At 66.2% G+C, this 23,744-nt stretch carries 2 protein-coding genes (1 of these 2 cut by a window edge); both read left to right on the plus strand.

Annotated features, from left to right (window positions below; all coding sequences use genetic code 11):
• Nucleotides 1–9,207, plus strand: partial view of a non-ribosomal peptide synthase/polyketide synthase gene (locus EXN22_RS13855; protein ID WP_130264595.1) — the 3' portion only. 13,143 nt of this gene lie to the left of the window's left edge; 9,207 of the gene's 22,350 nt are visible here — the last part of the coding sequence; the start codon falls outside the window, past its left edge; it ends in the stop codon at nt 9,205–9,207.
• Nucleotides 9,204–23,711 carry a non-ribosomal peptide synthetase gene (locus EXN22_RS13860; protein ID WP_130264596.1) on the plus strand — a complete coding sequence of 4,836 codons (14,508 nt, stop codon included), beginning with the start codon at nt 9,204–9,206 and terminating at the stop codon, nt 23,709–23,711. The genes EXN22_RS13855 and EXN22_RS13860 overlap by 4 nt, the downstream gene beginning before the upstream one ends.
• Nucleotides 23,712–23,744: the final 33 nt, after the last annotated feature.

A 23,744-nucleotide genomic window follows, 5' to 3' on the forward strand; every position in this document is an offset into this window, starting at 1 on the left:
CTGGAGGAAGCCGTGCAAGTGGTCCAGTGCAGCGTCCCCTCTGTAGGAGTGGCCTTGCGCCGCGATGAATCCTCAGCGGTTCTTGATCTGAACCAGGCTCCACTGATCCGCCTACTGCAAACCCAGGCCAACGGCCGCCATGAAGCGACGTTGCTGCTGCACCACATCATCCTTGACCACGCCGCCGTCGAGCAGTTGGTGGCGCACATCAGTACGGTGCTGCAAGGTCAGGCATTGCCCGACGACAGCGTGCCTTACCGCAACTACGTGGCCCAGGCCCGTCTGGGTGCCAATACCCAGGCTGATGAAGCCTTGTTCCGCGAACTGCTGGGCGATATTGACGAGCCTACCGAAGTGTTCGGTCTGCGCGACGCCCAGGGCGACGGCACGGCGGTGCTCGACAGCCGCCTGGCCCTGGCGCCGAGCCTGGCCAGCCGCTTGCGCGCCCAGGCCCGCCAGTTGGGTGTCAGCCTCGCCAGCCTGGTGCACCAGGCCTGGGGCCAGGTGCTGGGGCAATTGTCCGGGCGCGAGGACGTGGTATTCGGCACGGTGCTGCTCGGCCGCCTGCAGGGTGGCGAAGGGGCTGAACGCGCCTTGGGCATGTTCATCAACACCTTGCCGTTGCGGGTCAGCGTCGGCGCTGGCGCAGTGGCTGAGGGCGTGCGCCTGACCCATCAGCGTCTGGCCCGCTTGCTGGCCCATGAACAGGCGTCCCTGGCCCTGGCCCAGCGCTGCAGCGGTGTAGCCGCTTCGCAACCGCTGTTCACCAGCCTGCTCAACTATCGCCACAGCGCACCGGCCAAGGCGCCACTGCACAAGGCCTGGCAAGGCATCGAACAACTGAGCGCGCACGAGCGCAGCCACTATCCTCTGGTGGTCAACGTCGACGACCTGGATGAGGGCCTGGTCCTCACGGTCCAGGCCGTGGCACAGGTAGACGGCGAACAGGTCTGTCAGTTGTTGGGCTGCGCACTCGACAACCTGGCACAGGCCCTTGAACAGGCCCCCGGCACCGCCCTGCACGGCATCAGTTGCCTGCCGCCGGACGAACGCGAACGGGTGTTGCAGGGCTTCAACGCCACCCAGCGCGACTACCCGCGCGAACATGCCCTGCACACACTGTTCGAGGCATACGCGGCGCTCAGCCCCGATGCCACGGCAGTGGTTCACGGACAGTTGCAGTGGAGTTACCAGCAGTTGGAGCAGCGCGCCAACCGCCTGGCTCATCATCTGCTGGCGCTGGGTGTGTGCCCCGGTGATCGCATAGCGTTGCTGTTGCCGCGCGGCATGGACCTGCTGGCCGCGCAACTGGCTGCAAGCAAATGTGCAGCGGTGTATGTGCCGCTGGATGTCAACGCGCCGGTCGAACGCCAAGCGTTCATGCTCCAGGACAGCCAGGCGCGGGTGTTGTTGACCCACAGCAGCGAGCCGCAGGTTGGCGTAACGCAACGGATCGAACTCGACGGCCTTGCGCTCGACGGCTATCCGCACATCTCGCCGGGCCTGAGGGTAGACGCCGCAAGAGCGGCCTACATCATGTACACCTCCGGCTCCACCGGCACGCCCAAAGGCGTGCAAGTGCCGCACCGGGCCATCGTGCGCCTGGTGATCAACAACGGCTTCGCCGATTTCAACAGCCAGGACCGGATAGCTTTCGCCTCCAACCCGGCCTTCGACGCCAGCACCCTGGAAGTCTGGGCAGCGCTGCTCAACGGCGGCACCCTGGTGGTGATCGATCAGGACCAGGTGCTGTCGCGCCAGGACCTGGGCGCTGCCCTGCTTGAACACAAGGTCACTGTGCTGTGGCTGACCGCCGGTCTGTTCCATCAGTTCGCCGACGCCCTGTTGCCGGCACTGCGCAACCTTCGCTACCTGCTGGTCGGCGGCGATGTCCTGGACCCTGCGGTGATCGAGCGTGTGCTGCGCAGCGGCGCCCCGGCGCATCTGCTCAATGGCTACGGCCCGACTGAAGCCACCACCTTCAGCACCACCCACGAAATCACCACCGTGGGTGCAGGCAGCATCCCCATCGGCAAGCCGATCGGCAACAGCCGCTGTTATGTCCTCGACGCCCGTCAGCAAGCGCTTCCGGTAGGCGCCGTGGGCGAGTTGTACATTGGCGGCGAGGGGGTTGCCCTGGGTTATCTGGGCCAGCCGCAACTGAGCGCCGAGCGCTTCCTTGATGACCCTTTCAGTGCCGAGCCCGGTGCGCGCATGTACCGCAGCGGCGATCGGGTGTGCTGGCAGGCGGACGGCACCTTGCTCTATTTGGGCCGTAGCGATCAGCAGATCAAGCTGCGCGGCTTCCGTATCGAACTGGGCGAGATCGAAGCCCGCCTTGGCGCCTGTGACGGGGTAGATGAAGTGGCCGTGGTGCTGCGCGAGGACACGCCGGGCGACAAGCGCCTGGTGGCCTACTACAGCGCCGTTGGCGGCACGCTGGCCATTAACCAACTGCATGCCCAGCTGCAAGGGCAGTTGCCGGACTACATGCTGCCGGCGGCCTATGTGCACCTGGCCGCGCTGCCGCTCACCGCCAATGGCAAGCTGGACCGCCAGGCGCTGCCGCAGCCAGACAGGGACGCCGTGCTCAGCCGGGCGTTCGAGGCGCCCCAGGGCGAGGTGGAAACCGCGCTGGCGGCGATCTGGACAGAGCTGCTCAAGGTCGAGCGCATCGGTCGGCATGATCATTTCTTCGAGCTGGGCGGACACTCGCTGCTGGCGGTGACTTTGATCGAGCGCATGCGCAAGGCTGGCTTGAGCGCCGACGTACGGGTGCTGTTCGACCAGCCGAGCCTGGCGGCGCTGGCGGCGGCAGTCGGTAGCGGCCGTGAAGTGCAGGTGCCCGCCAACCGCGTACCGGTCGATGCCCGGCACATCACCCCGGCCATGCTCAGCCTGATCGAGCTGGACCAGGCCAGTATCGAGCGCATCGTCGCCACGGTGCCGGGCGGTGCGGCCAACGTGCAGGAGATTTACCCGCTGGCACCGCTGCAGCAAGGCATCCTTTATCACCACCTGAGTGCCGAGCAGGGCGACCCTTACCTGCTGCAGTCACGCCTGGCATTCGACAGCCTGGCGCGCCTGCACACCTGGGCCGGGGCCTTGCAGCAGGTTATCGACCGCCATGACATTTTGCGCACGGCGGTACTCAGCGAAGGCCTGGTGCAGCCGGTGCAGGTGGTCTGGCGCACGGCGCGCATGGCGGTTACGGCCGTCGCCGGTCTCAGTGGTGCTTCGATCATCGATGCCCTGCAGGCGCGCTTCGATGCCCGCCACCAGCGCCTGGACCTGTCGCGTGCGCCGCTGATGCGCCTGGTGTACGCCGAAGATCCGGCCAACCAGCGTGTGGTGGCGATCCTGCAGTTCCACCACCTGGCCCTCGACCATACCGCCATGGCTGTGATCGCTGGCGAAATGCAGGCGCTGCTGGCAGGCAATGCCCAGCGACTGGCGCCACCGGTGCCATACCGCACCTATGTGGCCCAGGCCCGGTTGGCTGCGGACGATGCGAGCCATGAAGCGTTTTTCCGCGACATGCTCGGCGACCTTGACGAGCCGACGCTGCCATTGGGCCTGGCCGATGTACAGGGCGATGGTCGCGCCATCGAAGAAGCCCGCCTGAGCCTCGATGCGGCCGTTGCCCGGCGCCTGCGCGAGCAGGCCCGGCAACGCGGGGTCAGCGCCGCAACCCTGGCCCACCTGGCCTGGGCGCGGGTGCTGGGGGTGCTGGCCAATCGCAGCGACGTGGTCTTCGGCACGGTGCTGATGGGCCGCCTGCAGGGCGGTGAAGGCGCCGACCGGGCGCTGGGTGTGTTCATCAACACCTTGCCTCTGCGCATCGACCTCAGCGCCCCGGTGGCGCAAGCCGTGGCACATACTCATCAGCGGCTGTCGGCGCTGCTGGGCCATGAACATGCCTCGTTGGCCCTGGCCCAGCGTTGCAGTGGCGTGGCGGCGGCATTGCCGTTGTTCAGTGCGCTGTTCAATTACCGCCACAGCGCGCTCGGTGCACCTGCGCAGGATGACGCCAGTGTGCAGGGCGTGCGCCTGTTGGGCGGCGAAGAGCGCAGCAACTATCCGCTGACCTTGAGCGTCGATGACCAGGGTGAAGGTTTTGCCCTGAGTGTACTGGCGCAAGAAGGCATCGGTGCCGAGCGGGTCGCGCAGTGGATGAGCGAGGCCCTGGCGCAGTTGGCCCTGGCCCTGGAGCAGGCACCGCAGACAACGGTGGATGCGTTGCCGATTGTCGATGAATTGGCCCGCCAGCACGTGCTCGATGGCTTCAATGCTACGCGTCAGGCCTACCCCCGTGGGCAGACGCTGCAGGCAAGGGTCGAGGCCCAGGCGCAGTTCGCTCCGCAAGCGCTGGCCGTGACCCAGGATGGTCAGGCCCTGAGCTATGGCGAACTGAACCGCCGCGCCAACCAACTGGCCCATCACCTGATCGGCCGTGGCGTGCGCCTCGGCGACCGGGTTGCACTGTGCCTGCCGCGCACTCTGGAACGCCTGGTCAGCCTGCTGGCCGTGCTCAAAACCGGCGCCGCCTATGTACCGGTGGACCCGGCATACCCGGCCGAGCGCATTGCCTACCTGCTGGCCGACAGCTTACCCGCGCTGGTGGTGGCTCAGGCGAGTACGTTGGCCTTGCTCGGCGATACCCCGCAAGTCGATCTGGACCGCGACGCCTGGCAGGACGAAGCCGATCACAACCCGCAGGTTGCCGGGCTGGACGCCCAACAGTTGGCCTATGTGATCTACACATCAGGTTCTACCGGCCAGCCCAAGGGGGTGATGGTCGAACACCAGACCCTGGCCAACCTGGTGCACTGGCATTGCCAGGCGTTTACCGTGGGGGCTGGCACGCAGACCTCCAGTGTTGCCGGCTTTGGTTTCGACGCCATGGCCTGGGAAGTCTGGCCAGCCCTGTGCGCCGGAGCCACGCTGCACCTGCCGCCTGCGCACATCGGCAACGAGCTGGTTGATGAGCTGCTCGACTGGTGGCTGGCGCAACCGCTGGCAGTCAGCTTCCTGCCCACCCCGGTGGCTGAACAGGCCCTGCGCCGCGAACGCCAGCATCCGACCCTGCGCACGCTACTGATCGGCGGCGATCGCCTGCGTCAGTTCGAGCGCGACCCGGGCTTTGCCGTGATCAACAACTACGGCCCTACCGAAACCACCGTGGTCGCCACCTCCGGGCAGTTGCTGCCGGGCGCTGCGCTGCATATCGGTCGCCCCATCGCCAATACCCGAGTGTATGTGCTCGACGAGCGCCGCCAGCCGCTGCCGATCGGTGCGGTGGGCGAGTTGTACATCGGTGGCGCGGGTGTCGCCCGTGGCTACTTCAACCGTCCTGAACTGACTACCGAGCGTTTCCTGGCTGATCCGTTCAGCCGCGAGCCGGGCGCACGGATGTACCGCAGTGGCGACCTGGTACGCTGGAATGCCGATGGCACGCTGGAGTACCTGGGCCGTAACGATGACCAGGTGAAGATCCGCGGCGTGCGGGTCGAGTTGGGCGAGATCGAGGCGGTGCTTGCGGCGCAGCCGGGTGTAGCCGATGGGGTGGTACTGGTGCGTGGCGAGCGTTTGTTGGCCTGGTTCACTGCAACCGCCGAGGTCGACCTTGAGCAACTGCGCCAGGCCCTTCGCGGCACATTGCCGGCGCACCTGGTGCCGCAAGCGTTGATGCGCCTGGAACAGCTACCCTTGACCAGCCACGGCAAGCTGGACCGCCGCGCGTTGCCCGATCCCGATCCGGCTGATCTGTTCACACAAGGCTATGAAGCGCCGCAAAACGCCACTGAAGCGGCGATGGCGGTCGTGTGGGCCGAGGTCCTGGGCGTCGAGCGGGTAGGGCGTCACGACAACTTCTTTGAGCTGGGCGGCCATTCGCTGCTGGCGGTGACCCTGATCGAGCGCCTGCGCCAGCAAGGCCTGCAGTCCGACGTGCGCGTGCTGCTGAGCCAACCGACGGTGGCCGCACTGGCCGCAGCGCTGGGCACCGGCCGGCAAGTAGCGGTGCCGGATAACCTTATCGCGCACGGCTGCAGCCACATCACTGCGGACATGCTGCCCCTGATTGCCCTGGAGCAGGCCGCGATCGAGCGCATCGTCGCCACAGTGCCGGGCGGTGCAGCCAACGTGCAGGACATCTACCCCCTGGCACCGCTGCAGGAAGGTATCCTGTTCCACCACCTGAGCGCCGCCGGGGCGGATCCGTACCTGCTGCATTGGCGCATCGCCTTTGACAGCCCGGCACGTCTGCAAGCCTTCGCCAGCGCCCTGGACCAGGTCATCGCCCGCCACGACATCCTGCGCACCGCAGTGCTCTGGGACGGCCTGCCACAACCGGTCCAAGTGGTATGGCGCACCGTCCCCTCTGTGCTGGGAGATAGCTTGGTGGGAGCGGGCTTGCCCCGCGATAGCGTCCCCCCGGCTATGGACCTGAGCGCCGCCCCCCTGATCCGCCTGCACTACACCCAGTCCGTCGATACCCCACGTATCGAAGCCACCCTGCAGTTCCACCACATCGCCCTTGACCACACCGCGATGAAAGTCGTGCTCGAAGAAATCAGCGAGCACCTGCGTGGCCAGGCGCCGCAACATCCGCCGGTGCCGTACCGCAACTATGTGGCCCAGGCGCGCCTGGCCATCAGTGAGGCCGAGCACGAGGCGTTCTTCCGCGCCCAACTGGCGGAGATCGACGAACCAACCCTGCCGTTCGGCCTCAGCGATATCCAGGGCGATGGCAGTACCTTCGATCAGGCCTCGCTGGCACTGGATAGCGGGCTGTATCACCGCCTGCGGCGCCAGGCCCAGCAGTTGGGCGTGAGTGCCGCCAGCCTGGTGCACCTGGCCTGGGCGCGGCTGGTGTCTGCCACCAGCGGCCAGAGCCGCGTGGTGTTCGGCACCGTGCTGCTCGGCCGCTTGCAAGGCGGCGCCGGGGCGGACCGGGGCCTGGGCATGTTCATCAACACCTTGCCGCTGTGCCTGGACCTCGAGGGGATGAGTGTCGTGCAAGGGGTACGGGCGACCCACCAGCGCCTCAATGAGCTGCTTGCCCATGAACATGCGTCGCTGTCCCTGGCCCAGCGTTGCAGTGGCGTGGCCGCACCGGCGCCTTTGTTCAGTGCCATGCTCAACTACCGGCACGGTATCAGCGCACAACAGGCGCAACATCAGGCGCTCGAAGGGATCGAGTCGTTGCCCGGTGGCGGGCACGGCAACTACCCGTTCAGCGTCAACGTCGACGATTTTTCTGACGGTATGCGCCTGTCGGTCCAGGTGACCGCCTGGGTCGGCGCACAGCGGGTCTGCGGGCAACTGGCGAGGTTGCTGCAAAGCCTGGTGCAAGCCCTGGAACAGGAACCTGGACGGCAGCTCTCGCAGTTGCCGGTACTGGCAGCTGAAGAGCGGCGCCGGATGCTGCTGGATTTCAACGACACTGACGTAGGCCACGACCTCAGCCAGACCTTGCATGGTTTGATCGAAGCCCAGGCCGAACGCACGCCGGATGCTGTGGCAGTGTGTGGCGAAGAGGGCGAGCTGAGCTATCGCCAGCTCAACCAGCAGGCCAACCGCCTGGCCCATCACTTGATTGGCTTGGGGGTAAAACCGGACGACCGTGTGGCAATCTGCGTCGAACGCGGGCTGTCGATGGTGGTGGGGTTGTTGGCCATTCTCAAGGCCGGTGGCGCCTATGTGCCGCTCGACCCGAGTTACCCGCCCGAGCGTATCGCCCATATGCTGGCTGACAGTGCCCCGTTGGCGGTGCTGGTCCATACCGCCAGCCGTGAGCTGTTGCAAGCGTGGCCAGGGCAGATAATCGACCTCGATCAGCCCGTCTGGGAGCAGCAGCCCAGCAGCACACCACTGGTCCAGGCGCTGAGCGCCCAAAACCTTGCGTACGTGATCTACACCTCAGGCTCCACCGGCCTGCCCAAAGGCGTGATGGTCGAGCACCGCAATGTGGTCAACCTGGTGAGCTGGAGCGCGCGACTGTTCCCGGCGTCGCCAGGGGCTGCGGTGCTGCACAAGACCCCGAGCAGTTTCGATGCCTCGGTCTGGGAGCTGTTCTGGCCGCTGTGCAGCGGTGTGCGCCTGGTCCTGGCGCGGGCCCAGGACGCGCACGATCCGCAGTATCTGGTGCAGTTGATCGAAGCGCGTCGGGTCAGCGTCGTGCAGTTCGTTCCGGCCTTGTTGCAGCAGTTCCTCGAATCACCACAGAGTGAGCGCTGCACCGGCCTGGGCGATATCGTCTGTGGCGGTGGCGAGCTGACTGCGGCATTGGCCGCCCAGGTGCGGCAACGCCTGCCCAGGGTGCGCCTGCACAACGTCTACGGTCCCACCGAAGCCACGGTCGATTGCAGCGTGTGGACCCTGGCACCCGGCGAGCCGTTGCCGCCGGGCTCCCCACCCATCGGTAAGCCGATCGACAACACCTGCCTGTACGTGCTGGACGATCAGTTGCAGCCGGTGCCCCAGGGCGTGACTGGCGAGCTGTACGTCGGTGGCGTACAGGTGACCCGTGGCTACCTGAACCGCGATGAACTCACCGCCGAGCGCTTCATCGACGATCCGTTCGGCACCCGGCCCGGCGCGCGGCTGTACCGCACCGGCGACCTGGCCCGCCACCTGGCCGACGGTAATCTGGAGTACCTGGGCCGTAACGACGACCAGGTGAAAATCCGCGGCTTGCGCATCGAGCTGGGGGAAATCCAGGCCGGCCTGAGCCGTATTGCCGGCATCAAGGACGCCGTGGTGATCGCTCGCGAGCAGCAGCTGGTTGCCTATTACACCGGTGAACAACAGCCTGCCGAAACCTTGCGTATCGCACTGCTCGCGCACCTGCCGCCGTTCATGGTGCCTGCACTGTTCATGCACCTGGAGGCACTGCCGCTCAGCCCCAACGGCAAGCTCGACCGCAAGGCATTGCCGCAGGTCGAGTTCGCAAGCCGCACCTTTGAAGCTCCCGAGGGCGAAACCGAAACCCTGCTGGCCGGCCTCTGGGCCGAGCTGCTGGGAGTGGAGCGGGTAGGGCGCCACGACAATTTCTTCGAACTGGGCGGCCACTCGCTGTTGGCGGTGAGCCTGACCTCGCGCTTGCGTGACCACGGCCTGGAAGCCGATGTGCGCGCGCTGTTCGATTACCCCACCTTGGCCGGCTACGCAGCCATCACAGACAGAATGGAGATCGTCCTGTGAGTATCAATGAGCTATTGCAAACACTTTCAGCCAACAATGTGCAACTGGCGCTCAAGGATGGGCAACTGGCGGTACAAGGCAACCGTCAGGTACTGACGGACGCCGCACTGGTGGCGCAGCTGCGTGAACACAAGGCCGCCCTGGTGACGATGATTGCGCGTGGTGAGTATGTGGCGGTCAAACAGGGCGCGGTGCAGGTGCCGGACAATCTGATCCCGCCCGGTTGCACGCGCATTACCCCGGCCATGCTCAATCTGGCCAGCGTTGACCAGGACAGCCTCGACGGTATCGTCGCCTGCATTCCCGGTGGTGCCGCCAACGTTCAGGACATCTACCCCCTGGCGCCGCTGCAGCAGGGCTTGTTGTTCCACCATGCCAGTGCCGCCGAGCACGACCCCTACGTATTACGACTGCGCTTCGTGTTTGCCGATGAGGGACGGCTGCAGGCCTTCGCGGCTGCATTGCGCGGGGTCATCGCGCGCCATGACATCCTGCGCACCTCGGTGCATTGGCAGGGGCTGCAGAGCCCGTTGCAAGTGGTCTGGCGCCATGCCGAACTGCAACTGCTGGATCTGCCGGCCGACGATGCGCGCCGCGACGGCTTCGATCTGACCCAGGCACCGCTGATCCGCCTGCTGCGCGAAGCGCCGCAAGCCGACGGCAAGCTGGTCGCCACCTTGCAGTTTCATCATATCGCCCTGGACCACAGTGCGCTGGAAGTCGTCCAGCATGAGTTGGTCGCGCTGCTCAGCGGCGAAGCTGAACGCCTGGGCGCGCCGGTGCCGTTTCGCAACTATGTGGCCCAGGCGGTCCTGGGGATCAACGAGGCCGAGCATGAGCGGTTCTTTCGCGACATGCTCGGCGAGGTCGACGAACCGACCCTGGCCTACGCGATTCAGGACATGCAGGGCGATGGCCTGGTGCACAACGAACACAGCCTGGAACTACCCGATGCACTGTGCCAAAGCCTGCGCGCCCTGGCGCGAACCCATGGAGTGAGTGTCGCCAGCCTGTTTCACCTGGCCTGGGGCCGGGTGCTGGGCGGCCTGACCGGGCGCGAGCGGGTGGTGTTCGGCACGGTCTTGATGGGGCGCTTGCTGGGCGCCGAAGCCGTCGATCGTGCCCTGGGGATCTTCATCAACACCTTGCCGCTGCGGGTGGACCTGGACGACGTCGACCTGGCAACGGCAATCAAGGCCAGCCACCAGCGCCTGAGTGCACTGATGCGTCATGAGCACGCGTCGCTGGCGCTGGCCCAGCGCTGCAGCGGGATGACGGCTGGCGTACCGCTGTTCAATGCCTTGCTCAACTATCGCCACAGCGCCGTGGCCGCCGAGCAACCACGGCGCGCCGCCCTGGCCGGTATCGAGGTGGTGCAGGCGGTCGAGGCGACGACCTATCCGCTGACCTTGAGCGTCGATGACTTGGGCCAAGGGTTGCGCCTGACCCTGCTGGCCAGTGCCCAGGTGCCGGCGCAGCGCGTGTGCGCCTACCTGCAACAGACCCTGGAAAGCTTGGTGCAGATGCCTCAGCTGGCGGTCAAATCCCTGGAAATGCTGCCGCACAGCGAGCGCCACGAACTGCTGGAAACCTTCAACGACTACCCGGCCGTGCACACCGGCGTGCTGCCGCTGCACCGGCGTATCGAGGAGCACGCCCGGCGCTACCCCGATGATACTGCGGCCACCCAGGCTGGCCAGGTGCTTGGCTACGGTGAGCTCAATGCACGGGCCAATGCCTTGGCCCATCACCTGATCGGGCTGGGAGTGCAGCCCGAAGACCGGGTCGCGGTGCTCGCCCGGCGCGGCCTGGAAACCCTGGTCGGCTTGCTGGCGGTGCTCAAGGCCGGTGCCTGCTATGTACCGGTTGATGCGGCCCATCCGGATGAACGCATACGCTATCTGCTCGAAGACAGTGCGCCACGGGCGGTGCTGACCCAGCACGCGTTGCGTGGGCGCCTGGAGGCTGTCGAGGTGCCGTTGCTGGTGCTCGATCGCCCGCACTGGCCGGCGCGTGATGACGATCCACAGGTGCCCGGGCTGGGTGCGAACACCCTGGCCTATGTGATCTACACCTCAGGTTCCACCGGCCAGCCCAAGGGGGTGATGGTCGAGCACCAGAGCCTGGGCAACCTGGTCGACTGGCATTGTCGGGCCTTCGACCTGTGCCGTGGCCGGCAGACCTCGAGCCTGGCCGGTTTCGGCTTCGATGCCATGGCCTGGGAGCTCTGGCCCGCGCTGTGTGCCGGCGCCACCGTGCACCTGGCACCTGTGGCCGACGGCAATGAAGATCTCGATGCGCTGCTGCAATGGTGGTGCGCACAACCGCTGGATGTGAGTTTCCTGCCGACCCCGGTGGCCGAGTACGCCTTCAGCCAGCAGATCGAGCACCCGACCCTGCGCACCCTGTTGATCGGCGGCGATCGCCTGCGCCAGTTCAGCCGCACCCCACGCTTTGCCGTGGTCAACAACTACGGCCCCACCGAAACCACCGTGGTGGCAAGCTCCGGTGCCGTGGAGCCAGGCGCTGTGCTGCACATCGGCCGGCCCATGGACAATGCCCGCCTGTATGTTCTCGACGAACGCCAGCAGCCGGTAGCACTGGGCGTGCCGGGCGAGTTGTACATCGGTGGCGCCGGGGTTGCCCGGGGTTACCTGGGCCGCCCGCAGCTGAGCGCCGAACGTTTTCTTGCCGACCCGTTCAGCACAGTGCCCGGCCAACGCATGTACCGCAGCGGTGACCTGGTGCGCTGGCTGGCAGACGGCACACTGGAGTACCTGGGCCGCAACGACGACCAGGTGAAGATCCGCGGCGTGCGCATCGAGCTGGGTGAAATCGAAAGCCGCCTGGGTAGCTTGGCGGGGATCAACGAGGCCGTGGTGGTGGCCCGTGAGGACCAGCCCGGGCAACCGCGACTGGTGGCCTACTTCACTGCCCAGGCGGATGTCGAACCCCTCGATCCGCAGGGCTTGCGTGCCCAGTTGCAGGCACATCTGCCGGAGTACATGGTGCCGGCGGCCTTTGTCGAGCTGACAGCATTGCCGCTCACGGCCAATGGCAAACTGGACCACCGTGCATTGCCAAAACCTGAGCGCGCGGCGCTGATCGAACAGGGCTACCAGGCGCCTGAAGGCGAGCTGGAACACAGCCTGGCGCAGCTCTGGGCAGAGCTGCTGGAAGTTGAGCGGGTAGGGCGTCACGACCGCTTCTTCAGCCTCGGCGGCCACTCCTTGCTGGCCATGCGCATGGTCTCGCAAGTGCGCCTGCGCCTGGGGGTGGAGCTGCCCCTGGCCGAACTGTTCGCCAGCGACGAACTGGCGGCGGTGGCCAAGGCGCTGGGCAATGCCGGGCGCAGTGCACTGCCGCCGATCCTGGCAACGCCGCGCACCACGCACCTGCCGATGGCCTTTGCCCAGCAGCGCCTGTGGTTCCTGGCGCAGATGGAGGGCGGCAACCAGGCCTACAACGTGCCCCTGGCCCTGGGCCTGCGCGGCCCTCTGGACGTCGATGCACTGGAAGGTGCCTTGCTGCGTATCGTTGAGCGCCATGAAACCTTGCGCAGCGGTTTTGTGCCCCACGAGGACAGCGCCGAGGTGGTGATTGCCGCAAGCGTCAGGGCCGGCTGGTTCCGGTGTGAGCAGGTAAGCGCCCAGACCCTCGCCGAGCACCTGCGTGCAGAATCCGAAGCACCGTTCGACCTGGCCCACGGGCCATTGCTGCGAGCCCGTCTGTTGCGCCTGGGGGCTGAGTACCATGTATTGGCGTTGACCGTGCACCACATCGTCGCCGACGGCTGGTCGCTGGGGGTGTTGACCGCTGAACTGAGCGCGCTTTACTGCGCCTTGCGCGATGGCCGTGAAGATCCGTTGCCGGCCTTGACCCTGCAGTACGGCGATTATGCCGTGTGGCAGCGGCGCTGGTTGGCCGGAGAGCAATTGCAACGCCAGGCCGACTACTGGCGCGGCGCCCTTGAAGGGGCGCCGGCGCTGTTGAAGGTGCCCGGCGACCGGCCGCGCCCGGAACGCCAGGACTTCGCTGGAGCCAGCCTGCCTGTGCAACTGGACGCGCGACTTGTTGCCGGCCTGCGCATGCTGGCCCAACGTCATGGGGTGACCCTCTATATGACCGTTCTGGGCGCCTGGTCTGCGCTCCTGGCGAGGCTTTCGGGGCAGGACGAAGTGGTGATTGGCTGCCCGGTAGCTGGCCGGATACGCGCCGAGCTTGAGCCGTTAGTGGGGTTGTTCGTCAACACCCTGGCAATCCGCATCGATACTGCCGATGTCTGCGCAGAGTCCCTGTTGCAGCGGGTCAAGGGTCAGTTGCTGGAGGCTCAGGCGCACCAGGACCTGCCGTTCGAGCAAGTAGTGGAAATTGTCCGCCCGGCCCGCAGCCTGAGCCATACGCCGTTGTTCCAGACCACCCTGAACTGGCAGGCCACTACCGGAGCGGCCCTTGCGCTGGAGGGTTTGCAACTCGAAGCGGTGGCGCACAGCGCCCAAGTGGCCAAGTTCGACCTGGCCCTGACCCTGGGGGAGTATGCCGACACCCTGGTCGGCGCCCTCGAGTACGCGACGGCACTGTTCAATGAAGACACAATGCGCCGCTACCTGGGGTACTTTGACACTCTGCTGCGAGCCATGGTCGGCAATGATCAGACGCCACTGGCGCACATTGATCTGGTCGGTGCTGATGAGCGTCAGCGCCTGGTGCACCGCTTCAATGCCACGCATCAGGACTATGCCCAGCAACAGACCGTGCATGGCCTGATCGAGGTCCGTGCAGCGCAAGCGCCCCAGGCCTGTGCAGCCCAGGCGGGTAGCCGGTCACTGAGCTATGGCCAACTCAATGCCCAGGCCAACGCCTTGGCCCACCAACTGATCGGGCTTGGCGTACGCGCCGACGACCGGGTCGCGGTGGTTGCCCGGCGCGGCCTGGAAACCCTGGTGGGGTTGCTTGCGGTGCTCAAGGCCGGTGCTGCCTATGTGCCGGTGGATCCGGGCCAGCCCGACGAGCGCCTGCACTATTTGCTGGACGACAGTGCACCTGCCGTGGTGCTGACCCAGGTGGCATTGCGCGAGCGCCTGGGCGTTGTCGACGCTCCACTGTTGTTGCTGGATCAGCCGAGCTGGCCGGCGCGTCACGACAACCCAAGGGTGCCAGGCTTGACTGCCGATAACCTTGCTTACGTGATCTACACCTCAGGCTCCACGGGCCTGCCCAAAGGGGTGATGGTCGAGCACCAGGCCCTGGTCAACCTGGTGCATTGGCACTGCAACGCGTTCGACCTGACGCCAGGCGATCACAGCGCAAGCATTGCCGGTTTTGGCTTTGACGCCATGGCCTGGGAAGTCTGGCCGGCCTTGTGCGCCGGCGCGCAGTTGCACCTGCCGCCGGAGCACCTGGGCAACGAGCAGCTCGATGCGCTGCTTGAATGGTGGTGCGCGCAGCCGCTGAAAGTGGCCTTCTTGCCCACACCGGTGGCCGAATACCTGTTCAGCCGCGGCCAGCGCCATCCGACCTTGCGCACGCTGTTGATCGGCGGCGATCGCCTGCGTCAGTTCAGTCGCGATCCGGGCTACAGGGTGATCAACAACTATGGCCCCACCGAAGCGACGGTGGTGGCGACTTCAGGCCAGGTCATGCCTGGCGGAGCCCTGGATATCGGCAAGCCGATCGGCAACGCCCGGGTATACCTGCTGGATGAGCAGCGCCAACTGGTGCCCTTTGGTTGCGTCGGAGAGCTGTACGTCGGCGGTGCCGGGGTTGCCCGCGGCTACCTGGGCCGCGCCGAACTGAGTGCCGAGCGCTTCCTCGATGATCCGTTCAGCGAGGTGCCTGGTGCGCGGATGTACCGCAGCGGCGACCTGGCCCGCTGGCAGGCCGACGCCACACTGGAGTACCTGGGGCGCAACGACGATCAGGTGAAGATTCGCGGCATACGCATGGAACTGGGGGAAATCGAGGGTCAACTGGCCCAGCTAGAAGGCGTTGAAGAGGTATTGCTACTGGCACGCGAAGACCAACCGGGCCAGCCGCGGCTGGTGGCGTACTACCTAGGGCACGGAGCGGCGCTGTCGGCCGCCACATTGCGCCAGGGCTTGCAGCAGCGCTTGCCCGCTTACATGTTGCCAGCGGCCTTTGTGCACCTGGACGCCTGGCCGCTGACCGCCAATGGCAAGGTCGATCGCCGGGCCTTGCCGGCGCCGACTCGCGATGCCCTGGCCAGCAGCGCCTATGAAGCCCCGGCGGGCGAGCTGGAATGCGCCCTGGCCGACGTCTGGCGCGAGCTGCTGCAGGTTGAACAGGTGGGCCGCCAGGACCGCTTCTTTGACCTGGGTGGCCATTCGCTGTTGGCCATGCGCTTGCTGGCCCACGTGCGTCAGCGCCTGGGCCTGGAGCTGGCACTCGGCGAGCTGTTCGCTGATGACAGCCTGGCGGGGGTTGCCGCAAGCCTTGGAAGCAATCGCCGCGCACTGCTGCCGTCCATCGAGATAGCGCCCCGTGGCGCTACCTTGCCGCTGTCGTTCGCCCAGCAGCGCTTGTGGTTTCTGGCCCAGTTCGAGCAGGCCAGTGCCGCCTACCACATACCGCTGGTGCTGCAACTGCAGGGTGACTTGCAGCGGCCGGCACTGGCACAGGCGCTACGCCGCCTGGTCGAGCGGCATGAGAGCCTGCGCAGCCGCTTTGTCGAAGAGAACGGTCAGCCTTGTGTACGGCTGGCCGATGCCGACGCTTTTGAACTGGTCTGGGAACAGTGCAGTGATGGCGACCCGCAAGTGCTGGCGACCCTGGTCCAAAACCACGCCCAGCAACCGTTCGCCCTGCATCAGGAACTGCCGCTGCGTGCCTGCGTCGTGCAACTGGCGCCACAACGGCACCTGTTGCTGCTGACCCTGCATCATATTGCCGCCGATGGCTGGTCGATGGGGGTACTGCTGCGCGAACTGGGCGTGCTCTACCAGGCCTTTGCTCGCGGCCAGGCCGATCCGTTGCCGGCACTGCCGGTGCAGTACATCGACTATGCCGTGTGGCAACGCCGCTGGCTCAGTGGCGAGGCCTGGCAGCGCCAGGCCGATTACTGGCTCAAGGCTTTGGCTGGCGCTCCGGAGTTGATCAGCCTGCCGTGTGACCGGCCGCGACCGCAACGCCAGGACTACCGTGGCGCGAGTGTCGAGTTGAGCCTGGATCCGCACCTGAGTGAGGCATTGAAAGGCGTTTGCAGTCGCCACGGTGTGACCCCGTATATGGTGTTCATGGCCGCCTGGGCGGTATTGCTGGCGCGGCTGTCTGGCCAGCACGAGGTGGTCATCGGTTCGGCGGTCGCCAACCGGCGGCTGGCTGAGCTGGATGGTTTGATCGGTATGTTTGTCAATTCCATCGCCTTGCGTATCGACACCGACCGCGCGCCTGACGTGGCAACCCTGCTGGAGCGGGTCAAGGCCGTGGTGCTGGCAGGCCAGGAACATCAGGACCTGCCGTTCGAACAGGTAGTGGAGCTGCTGCGTCCCAGCCGAAGCCTTGCGCATACGCCGTTGTATCAGGTGTCGATGGATTGGCAGGGCAGCACCGAACAGCAGGCGTTGCACTTGGGCGAGCTGTCGGTGAGCGCAGTCGGCGGGCAACCGTCCATTGCCAAGTTTGACCTGGGCCTGAGTGTAGGCGAGCAGGGTGACGGCTTTGCCGGCGCGCTGATCTATGCCACGGCGCTGTTCGAGCGGGCGACCATCGAGCGCTACGTGGGTTATCTGGAGCAGCTGTTGTGGTCGTTTGCCAACAGCGACGCGGCCATTCCCGGGCATGTCGGCTTGATCAACGGGCTTGAACGCCAGCGCTTGTTGCTGGACTTCAACGCGACGGCCGTAGGCTACGACCTCACCCAGACCCTGCATGGCTTGATCGAGGCCCAGGCCGACCGCACGCCAGATGCCGTGGCGGTGTGTGGTGAAGAGGGCGAACTGAGCTATCGCCAGCTCAACCAGCAGGCCAACCGCCTGGCCCATCACTTGATTGGCTTGGGGGTCAAACCGGACGACCGTGTGGCAATCTGCGTCGAACGCGGGCTGTCGATGGTGGTGGGGTTGTTGGCGATTCTCAAGGCCGGTGGCGCCTATGTGCCGCTCGACCCGAGTTACCCGCCCGAGCGTATCGCCCATATGCTGGCTGACAGTGCCCCGTTGGCGGTGTTGGCCCATGCCGCCAGCCGTGAGGTGTTGCAGGCGTGGCCAGGGCAACTGATCGATCTCGATCAGCCCGTCTGGGAGCAGCAGCCCAGCAGCACACCACAGGTCCCGGCGCTGAGCGCCCAAAACCTTGCCTACGTGATCTACACCTCCGGCTCCACCGGCCTGCCCAAAGGCGTGATGGTCGAGCACCGCAATGTGGTCAACCTGGTGAGCTGGAGCGCGCGCCTGTTTCCGGCGTCGCCAGGGGCCGCGGTGCTGCACAAGACCCCGAGCAGTTTCGATGCCTCGGTCTGGGAGCTGTTCTGGCCGCTGTGCAGTGGTATGCGCCTGGTCCTGGCGCGGGCCCAGAACGCGCACGATCCGCAGTACCTGGTGCAGTTGATCGAAGCGCGTCGGGTCAGCGTCGTGCAGTTCGTCCCGGCCTTGCTGCAGCAGTTCCTTGACGCGCCGCAGAGTGAGCGCTGCACCGGCTTGAGCGATATCGTCTGCGGCGGTGGCGAGCTGACGGCGGCGCTGGCCGCCCAGGTGCGCCAACGCCTGCCCGGGGTGCGCCTGCACAACGTCTACGGCCCCACCGAGACCACGGTCGACTGCAGCGTGTGGACCCTGGCACCCGGCGAGCCGTTGCCGCCGGGCTCACCGCCGATTGGCAAGCCAATCGACAACACCTGCCTGTACGTGCTGGACGATCAGTTGCAGCCGGTGCCCCAGGGCGTGGCGGGCGAGCTGTACGTCGGTGGCGTACAGGTGACCCGTGGCTACCTGAACCGCGATGAACTGACCGCCGAGCGCTTCATCGATGACCCGTTCGGCGCCCGGCCCGGCGCGCGGCTGTACCGCACCGGCGACCTGGCCTGCCACCTGGCCGACGGCAATCTGGAGTACCTGGGCCGTAACGACGACCAGGTGAAAATCCGCGGCTTGCGCATCGAGCTGGGGGAAATCCAAGCCGGCCTGAGCCGTATTGCCGGCATCAGGGACGCCGTGGTAATCGCTCGCGAGCAGCAACTGGTTGCCTATTACACCGGTGAACAACAGCCTGCTGAAACCTTGCGCACTGCGTTGCTCGCGCACTTGCCGCAATTCATGTTGCCCGCGTTGTTCATACATCTGGAGGCGCTGCCGCTCAGCCCCAACGGCAAGCTCGACCGCAAGGCATTGCCGCAGGTCGAGTTCGCAAGCCGCGCGTTCGAGGCTCCCGAGGGCGAGACCGAAACCCTGCTGGCCAGCCTCTGGGCCGAGCTGCTGGGAGTGGAGCGGGTAGGGCGCCACGACAACTTCTTCGAACTGGGCGGCCACTCGCTGTTGGCGGTGAGCCTGGTAGCCAAGTTGCGCGCCGCAGGGTTGCAGGCAGACATCCAGGTCCTGTTCACCACACCGACCCTGGCTGCGCTGGCCGCAACCCTCGGGCAGTATCAGCGCCTGCAGGTGCCGGCCAACCGCATCGAGGCCGATTGCCAACACATCACCCCCGACCTGCTGCCGCTGGTGACGTTACCCCAGGAGGCCATCGACCGTATCGTTGCCAGCGTCCCCGGTGGCGTTGCCAACGTTCAGGACATCTATCCGCTGGGGCCTTTGCAAGCCGGGATTCTCTTTCATCACCTGGCCAGTGAGGGCGAGGACACTTACCTGTTGCGGGCGCGCTTTGCGGTGGCTGACCGCCAGCGCCTGAGTGCGCTGCACCAGGCACTTGACCGCGTCATCGAACGCCACGACAGCCTGCGTACGTCGTTGTACTGGGAGGGGCTGGCGCAGCCGCTGCAGGTGGTCTGGCGCAAGGCACCGCTGCAGGTCGAGGCGGCACACGCTGCGCAACTGCAGCGCCTGGACCTGACCCAGGCGCCGCTGCTGCGCCTGGTGTACGAGGAGGAGGCCGACAGCGGCAAGCTCATCGCCACGCTGCTGTTCCATCACACGGTCATGGACCATATCGCCCTGGATGTGTTGTGCGCCGAGCTGCAGGCGATCCTGCTGGGCAGCCAGCAGCAGTTGCCAAGCCCGGTGCCGTACCGCAACTACATCGCCCACATACTGCAAGGTGCCGACGAGCAGGGGCACGAAGCATTCTTTCGTGAGCAGTTGGGCGATATTGACGAGCCGACGGTACCCTATGCCCAGTATCCCGCGCCACACCCGCAGGCGCAGGCCGAGCTCAGTCGCTGGATAGACGCCGACCTCGCCCGCCAGGTTCGTGAACAGGCCCGGCAGTTGGGGGTCAGTGCCGCCAGCCTGATGCACCTGGCCTGGGCCATGGTCCTTGGGCAACTCAGTGGCCGCGACAGCGTGGTGTTCGGCACCGTGCTGCTGGGGCGCATGCACGGCGGTGAAGGGGTGGAGCGGGCCTTTGGCGTGTTCATCAACACCCTGCCGTTGCGCATCGACCTGGGCTCCTTGCCAGTACGTGAAGCGCTGCTCGACGCCAATCGCCGGCTGGTCGGCCTGCTCAAACACGAGCATGCGCAGCTGGGCCTGGCCCAACGCTGCAGTGCCTTGCCAGCCGGTGCGCCGTTGTTCAGCGCCTTGCTCAACTATCGCCACAGTGCCACCGCGCAGGCTGTCGACAGCCAGACTCAACTAGCCTGGCAAGGCATCGAGTTGCTACACGCCGAAGAACGCAGCAACTACCCGCTGGCGCTGAGCATCGACGACCTGGGCGAGGGCTTTGTCTTAACGGCGCAATGCGCCCCGGGGGTGGATGCGCGGCGTATCTGCGCTTACCAGGAGCACGCCTTGCAAAGCCTGGTCGGCGCCTTGCGCCAGGCGCCGGAGCAAGGCATGGAACTGCTGTCGGTGCTGCCCGCGGATGAGCACGAGCAAACCGTTCGGGCCTTCAACGCCAGCCATCGGCAGGCGTATCCGCAAGCGCCGGTGCAGCGTCTGTTCGAGCAGCGGGTGGCGCGCCATCCTTCGGCCGTGGCGGTAGTAGAAGGCGAGCAGCGCCTGAGTTACGGTGAACTCAATGAACAGGCCAATCGCCTGGCTCACCACTTGCTCGACGAGGGGGTACAACCGGGTGATCACGTAGCGATCCTGCTGCCGCGTTCGATTACTTTGGTGATCGCCCAACTGGCCATTGTCAAATGCGCGGCAGTGTATGTGCCGCTGGACGTCCAGGCCCCGGCCGAGCGTCAGCTGTTCATGATCCAGGACTGCCAGGCTGTGCTGGTGCTGACATTGCGGCAGTTCGCGCTTGAGCAGGGCGTACGCCGCCTTGACCTGGATGCCGTGGCCGTCGATACCCAGCCCAGGTACAACCCGAACCTGGCCCAGGGCACCGATGCCGCGGCTTATGTGATGTACACCTCGGGTTCCACCGGTACGCCCAAGGGCGTGCGCGTGGCCCATCGTGGCATTGCCCGCCTGGTACTCAACGACGGTTATGCCGACTTCAACCCGCAGGATCGCTTCGCCTTTGCTGCCAACCCGGCTTTCGATGCCAGTACGATGGAGGTCTGGGGCGCGTTGCTCAATGGCGGCCAGCTGCGGGTGATCGATCACCCGACGCTGATCGATCCACCACGCTTTGCCACGGCCTTGGGCGAGCAGGGGGTAACGGTGCTGTTCCTGACCACGGCACTGTTCAATCAGTACGTGCAGTTGCTCCCTGATGCCCTGGCAGGCTTGCGCGTGCTGCTGTGCGGCGGTGAACGCGGCGACCCGGCAGCCTTCAGGACCCTGCTGGCGCACGCCCCGCATTTGCGCCTGCTGCATTGCTACGGGCCCACCGAAACCACGACCTTTGCCACCACCAGCCGGGTGCGGGCCGTTGCCCAAGCGGCCAACAGCGTGCCGATCGGCAAACCGATCGGCAGCACCCAGGTCTACGTGCTGGATACGCACCTGCGGCCGGTGCCCCTGGGGGTGGCCGGTGAGCTGTACATCGGTGGCGATGGCGTCGCCCAGGGCTATCTGCATCGTCCGCAATTGACCGCTGAGCGCTTTATCGACGACCCGTTCAGCGCGCTTGCCGGGGCCAAGCTGTACCGCAGCGGTGACCTGGCCTGCTGGCGCGAAGACGGCCAGCTCGAATGCCTGGGACGCAATGACGACCAGGTCAAGATCCGCGGCTATCGCATCGAGCTGGGTGAGATCGAACAGCAGCTGAGCCACTGCCCGGGCATCAACGAGGCGGTGGTCATGGCCTTGCGCCTGGATTCGGGACCGCTGCGCCTGGTGGCCTGGTTCACCCGCCAGGATCCTGCGCTGCAAGCGGCGACCGTACGTGGGTTTCTGAGTGAGCGCCTACCGCCGTACATGGTGCCGAGCGCCTATGTTGGCCTTGAGACGCTACCGCTGAACAACAATGGCAAGATCGATCGCAAGGCCTTGCCACTGCCGCTGGAGCAGGACCTGGCCGTGACGGCCTATGAAGCACCGGCAACGGTGCTGGAACAACGCCTGGCCGATTGCTGGGCCCAGGTGCTGGAAGTGGCCCGGGTCGGGCGCCATGACAGCTTCTTCGAACTGGGCGGGCATTCGCTGCTGGCGATCCGCCTGGTCGCCGAGATGGCCAAGGTTGATGCGCAGGCCACCCTGGTGGAGCTGTTCCAGCACCCGAGCGTGGCCCAACTGGCCGCGTGCCTGGAAACGCGCGATGCGCCGCCTGAAGAACAGGGGGTAGTGACCGTGCGCGCCGGTGGCAGCCAGGCGCCGCTGTTCCTGATGCATGAGTTCAGTGGCTTTGATCTGTACTTCCCGGCGCTGGGGCGGCACATCGACGGCGATTTCCCGATCTACGGCCTGCCGGGTATCGCCGCCGGCCAGCCGCAACTGCGCACCATGGAGTGCCTGGCGGCGCGCCTTTTGCAGCAGATTCGAGCGCTGCAGCCGCATGGCCCGTATCGCCTGGCAGGCTGGTCGTTCGGCGGGGTGCTGGCCTACGAAATCGCCGCCCAGTTGCTCGGTGCCGACGAACAGGTCGCCTTTATCGGGCTGATCGATACCTATGTGCCGCGCCTGACCGACCGCGGCAAGGCGCGCTGGCAGGGCGCACATCTGCTTGAGCGGCATCTGCTGGCGTACTGTCGCGACTATTGGCAAGCCCAAGGTGAGACCGGCAGCGCGCAACTGGCCAAGGTCGAGCGTTTACGGCCCCAGGTGCAGGATTTCGAAACGCTGCTGGCCTATTGCCGGGCCGAGCAGCTGATACCCAACCTTGCGCCGTCCAGCGACCAGCAGTTGCGTCATTATTTCGAACGTGAACTGGCCCATGGTCACGCCCTGGCCCACTACCGGGTGGCGCCGTTGGCGGTGCCGGTCCAGTTGTTCTGCGCGCAACAGGTCAACCCGCTGCTGCGCCATGCCGGCCCGACGCTGGGCTGGGCCGAGGTGTTGCCGGCCGAGCAGCTGCAGTGTGTGGCGGTGCCGGGGGATCACCAGAGCATGCTCCAGGCGCCCCAGGTTCAGGTGCTGGGACAACTGCTCAGCCAGGCGCTGGAGCAGGCCACGGGGCAAGGCGCAGCGCCAGTGCTGGGGCCGGTGGCGATCCAGAGTGGGCACGGCGCCCACGCACCGTTGTTCTGCGTGCCGGGGGCAGGTGACAGCATCACCAGCTTTATCGGCCTGGCCGAAGCGCTGGGCGCGGACTGGCCTGTGTATGGCCTGCAGTCGCGCGGGCTGGATGGCAGTGCGGTGCCGCACAGTTCGGTGGAAGCGGCTGCCGAGTGCCATGTGCGGGCCATCGAGGCACTGTATCCGCACGGGCCGCTGAATCTGCTCGGGCATTCGTTCGGCGGCTGGGTGGCCCATGCCATGGCCGCCCGTTTCCAGGCCAAGGGGCGCCCGGTGCATTCGTTGACCCTGGTCGACAGCGAAGCACCCGGGGAGGGCAGCAGCTGTGGCCGACCTTACACCTTGACCGAAGCGCTGGAGCGACTGATCGAGGCGCTGCAACTGTCCAGCGGCAAAGCCCTGGGCATCGAGCCGCTGGCCTTTGCCGAGGCCAGTGACGATGACCAGTTACGCCAGCTGCATGGCGCCATGGTCGGCAACGGCTTGCTGGCACAGCGTTCAAGCCCGCGGGTACTGGACGGCACCGTGCGTACCTTCGCCACGGCGCTGCGCACCGCCTACCGGCCGCTGTTGCGTTACAGCGGCCCGGTAGGCCTGGTACTGGTGGACGACCCGAGTCTGGATGAAGCCGGCAACGCCCGTGAACATGCCGCCATGCAGGCCGGGTGGCACACACTGCTGCCGCAGTTGGCGCTGTGGCAGGGACCGGGCAACCACTTCAGCATCCTCAAGGTGCCGGATGTGTTCAGCCTGGCGGCGTGGTGGCACGACGGCCAGGCACTGACGAGCAAGGTGACACTGTCATGAGCCGTGTAGTGCCCCCCCTTGAACAGCAGGTAG

Origin of the sequence: Pseudomonas tructae (genome assembly GCF_004214895.1) — a bacterium.
Taxonomy (GTDB): Bacteria; Pseudomonadota; Gammaproteobacteria; order Pseudomonadales; family Pseudomonadaceae; genus Aquipseudomonas; species Aquipseudomonas tructae.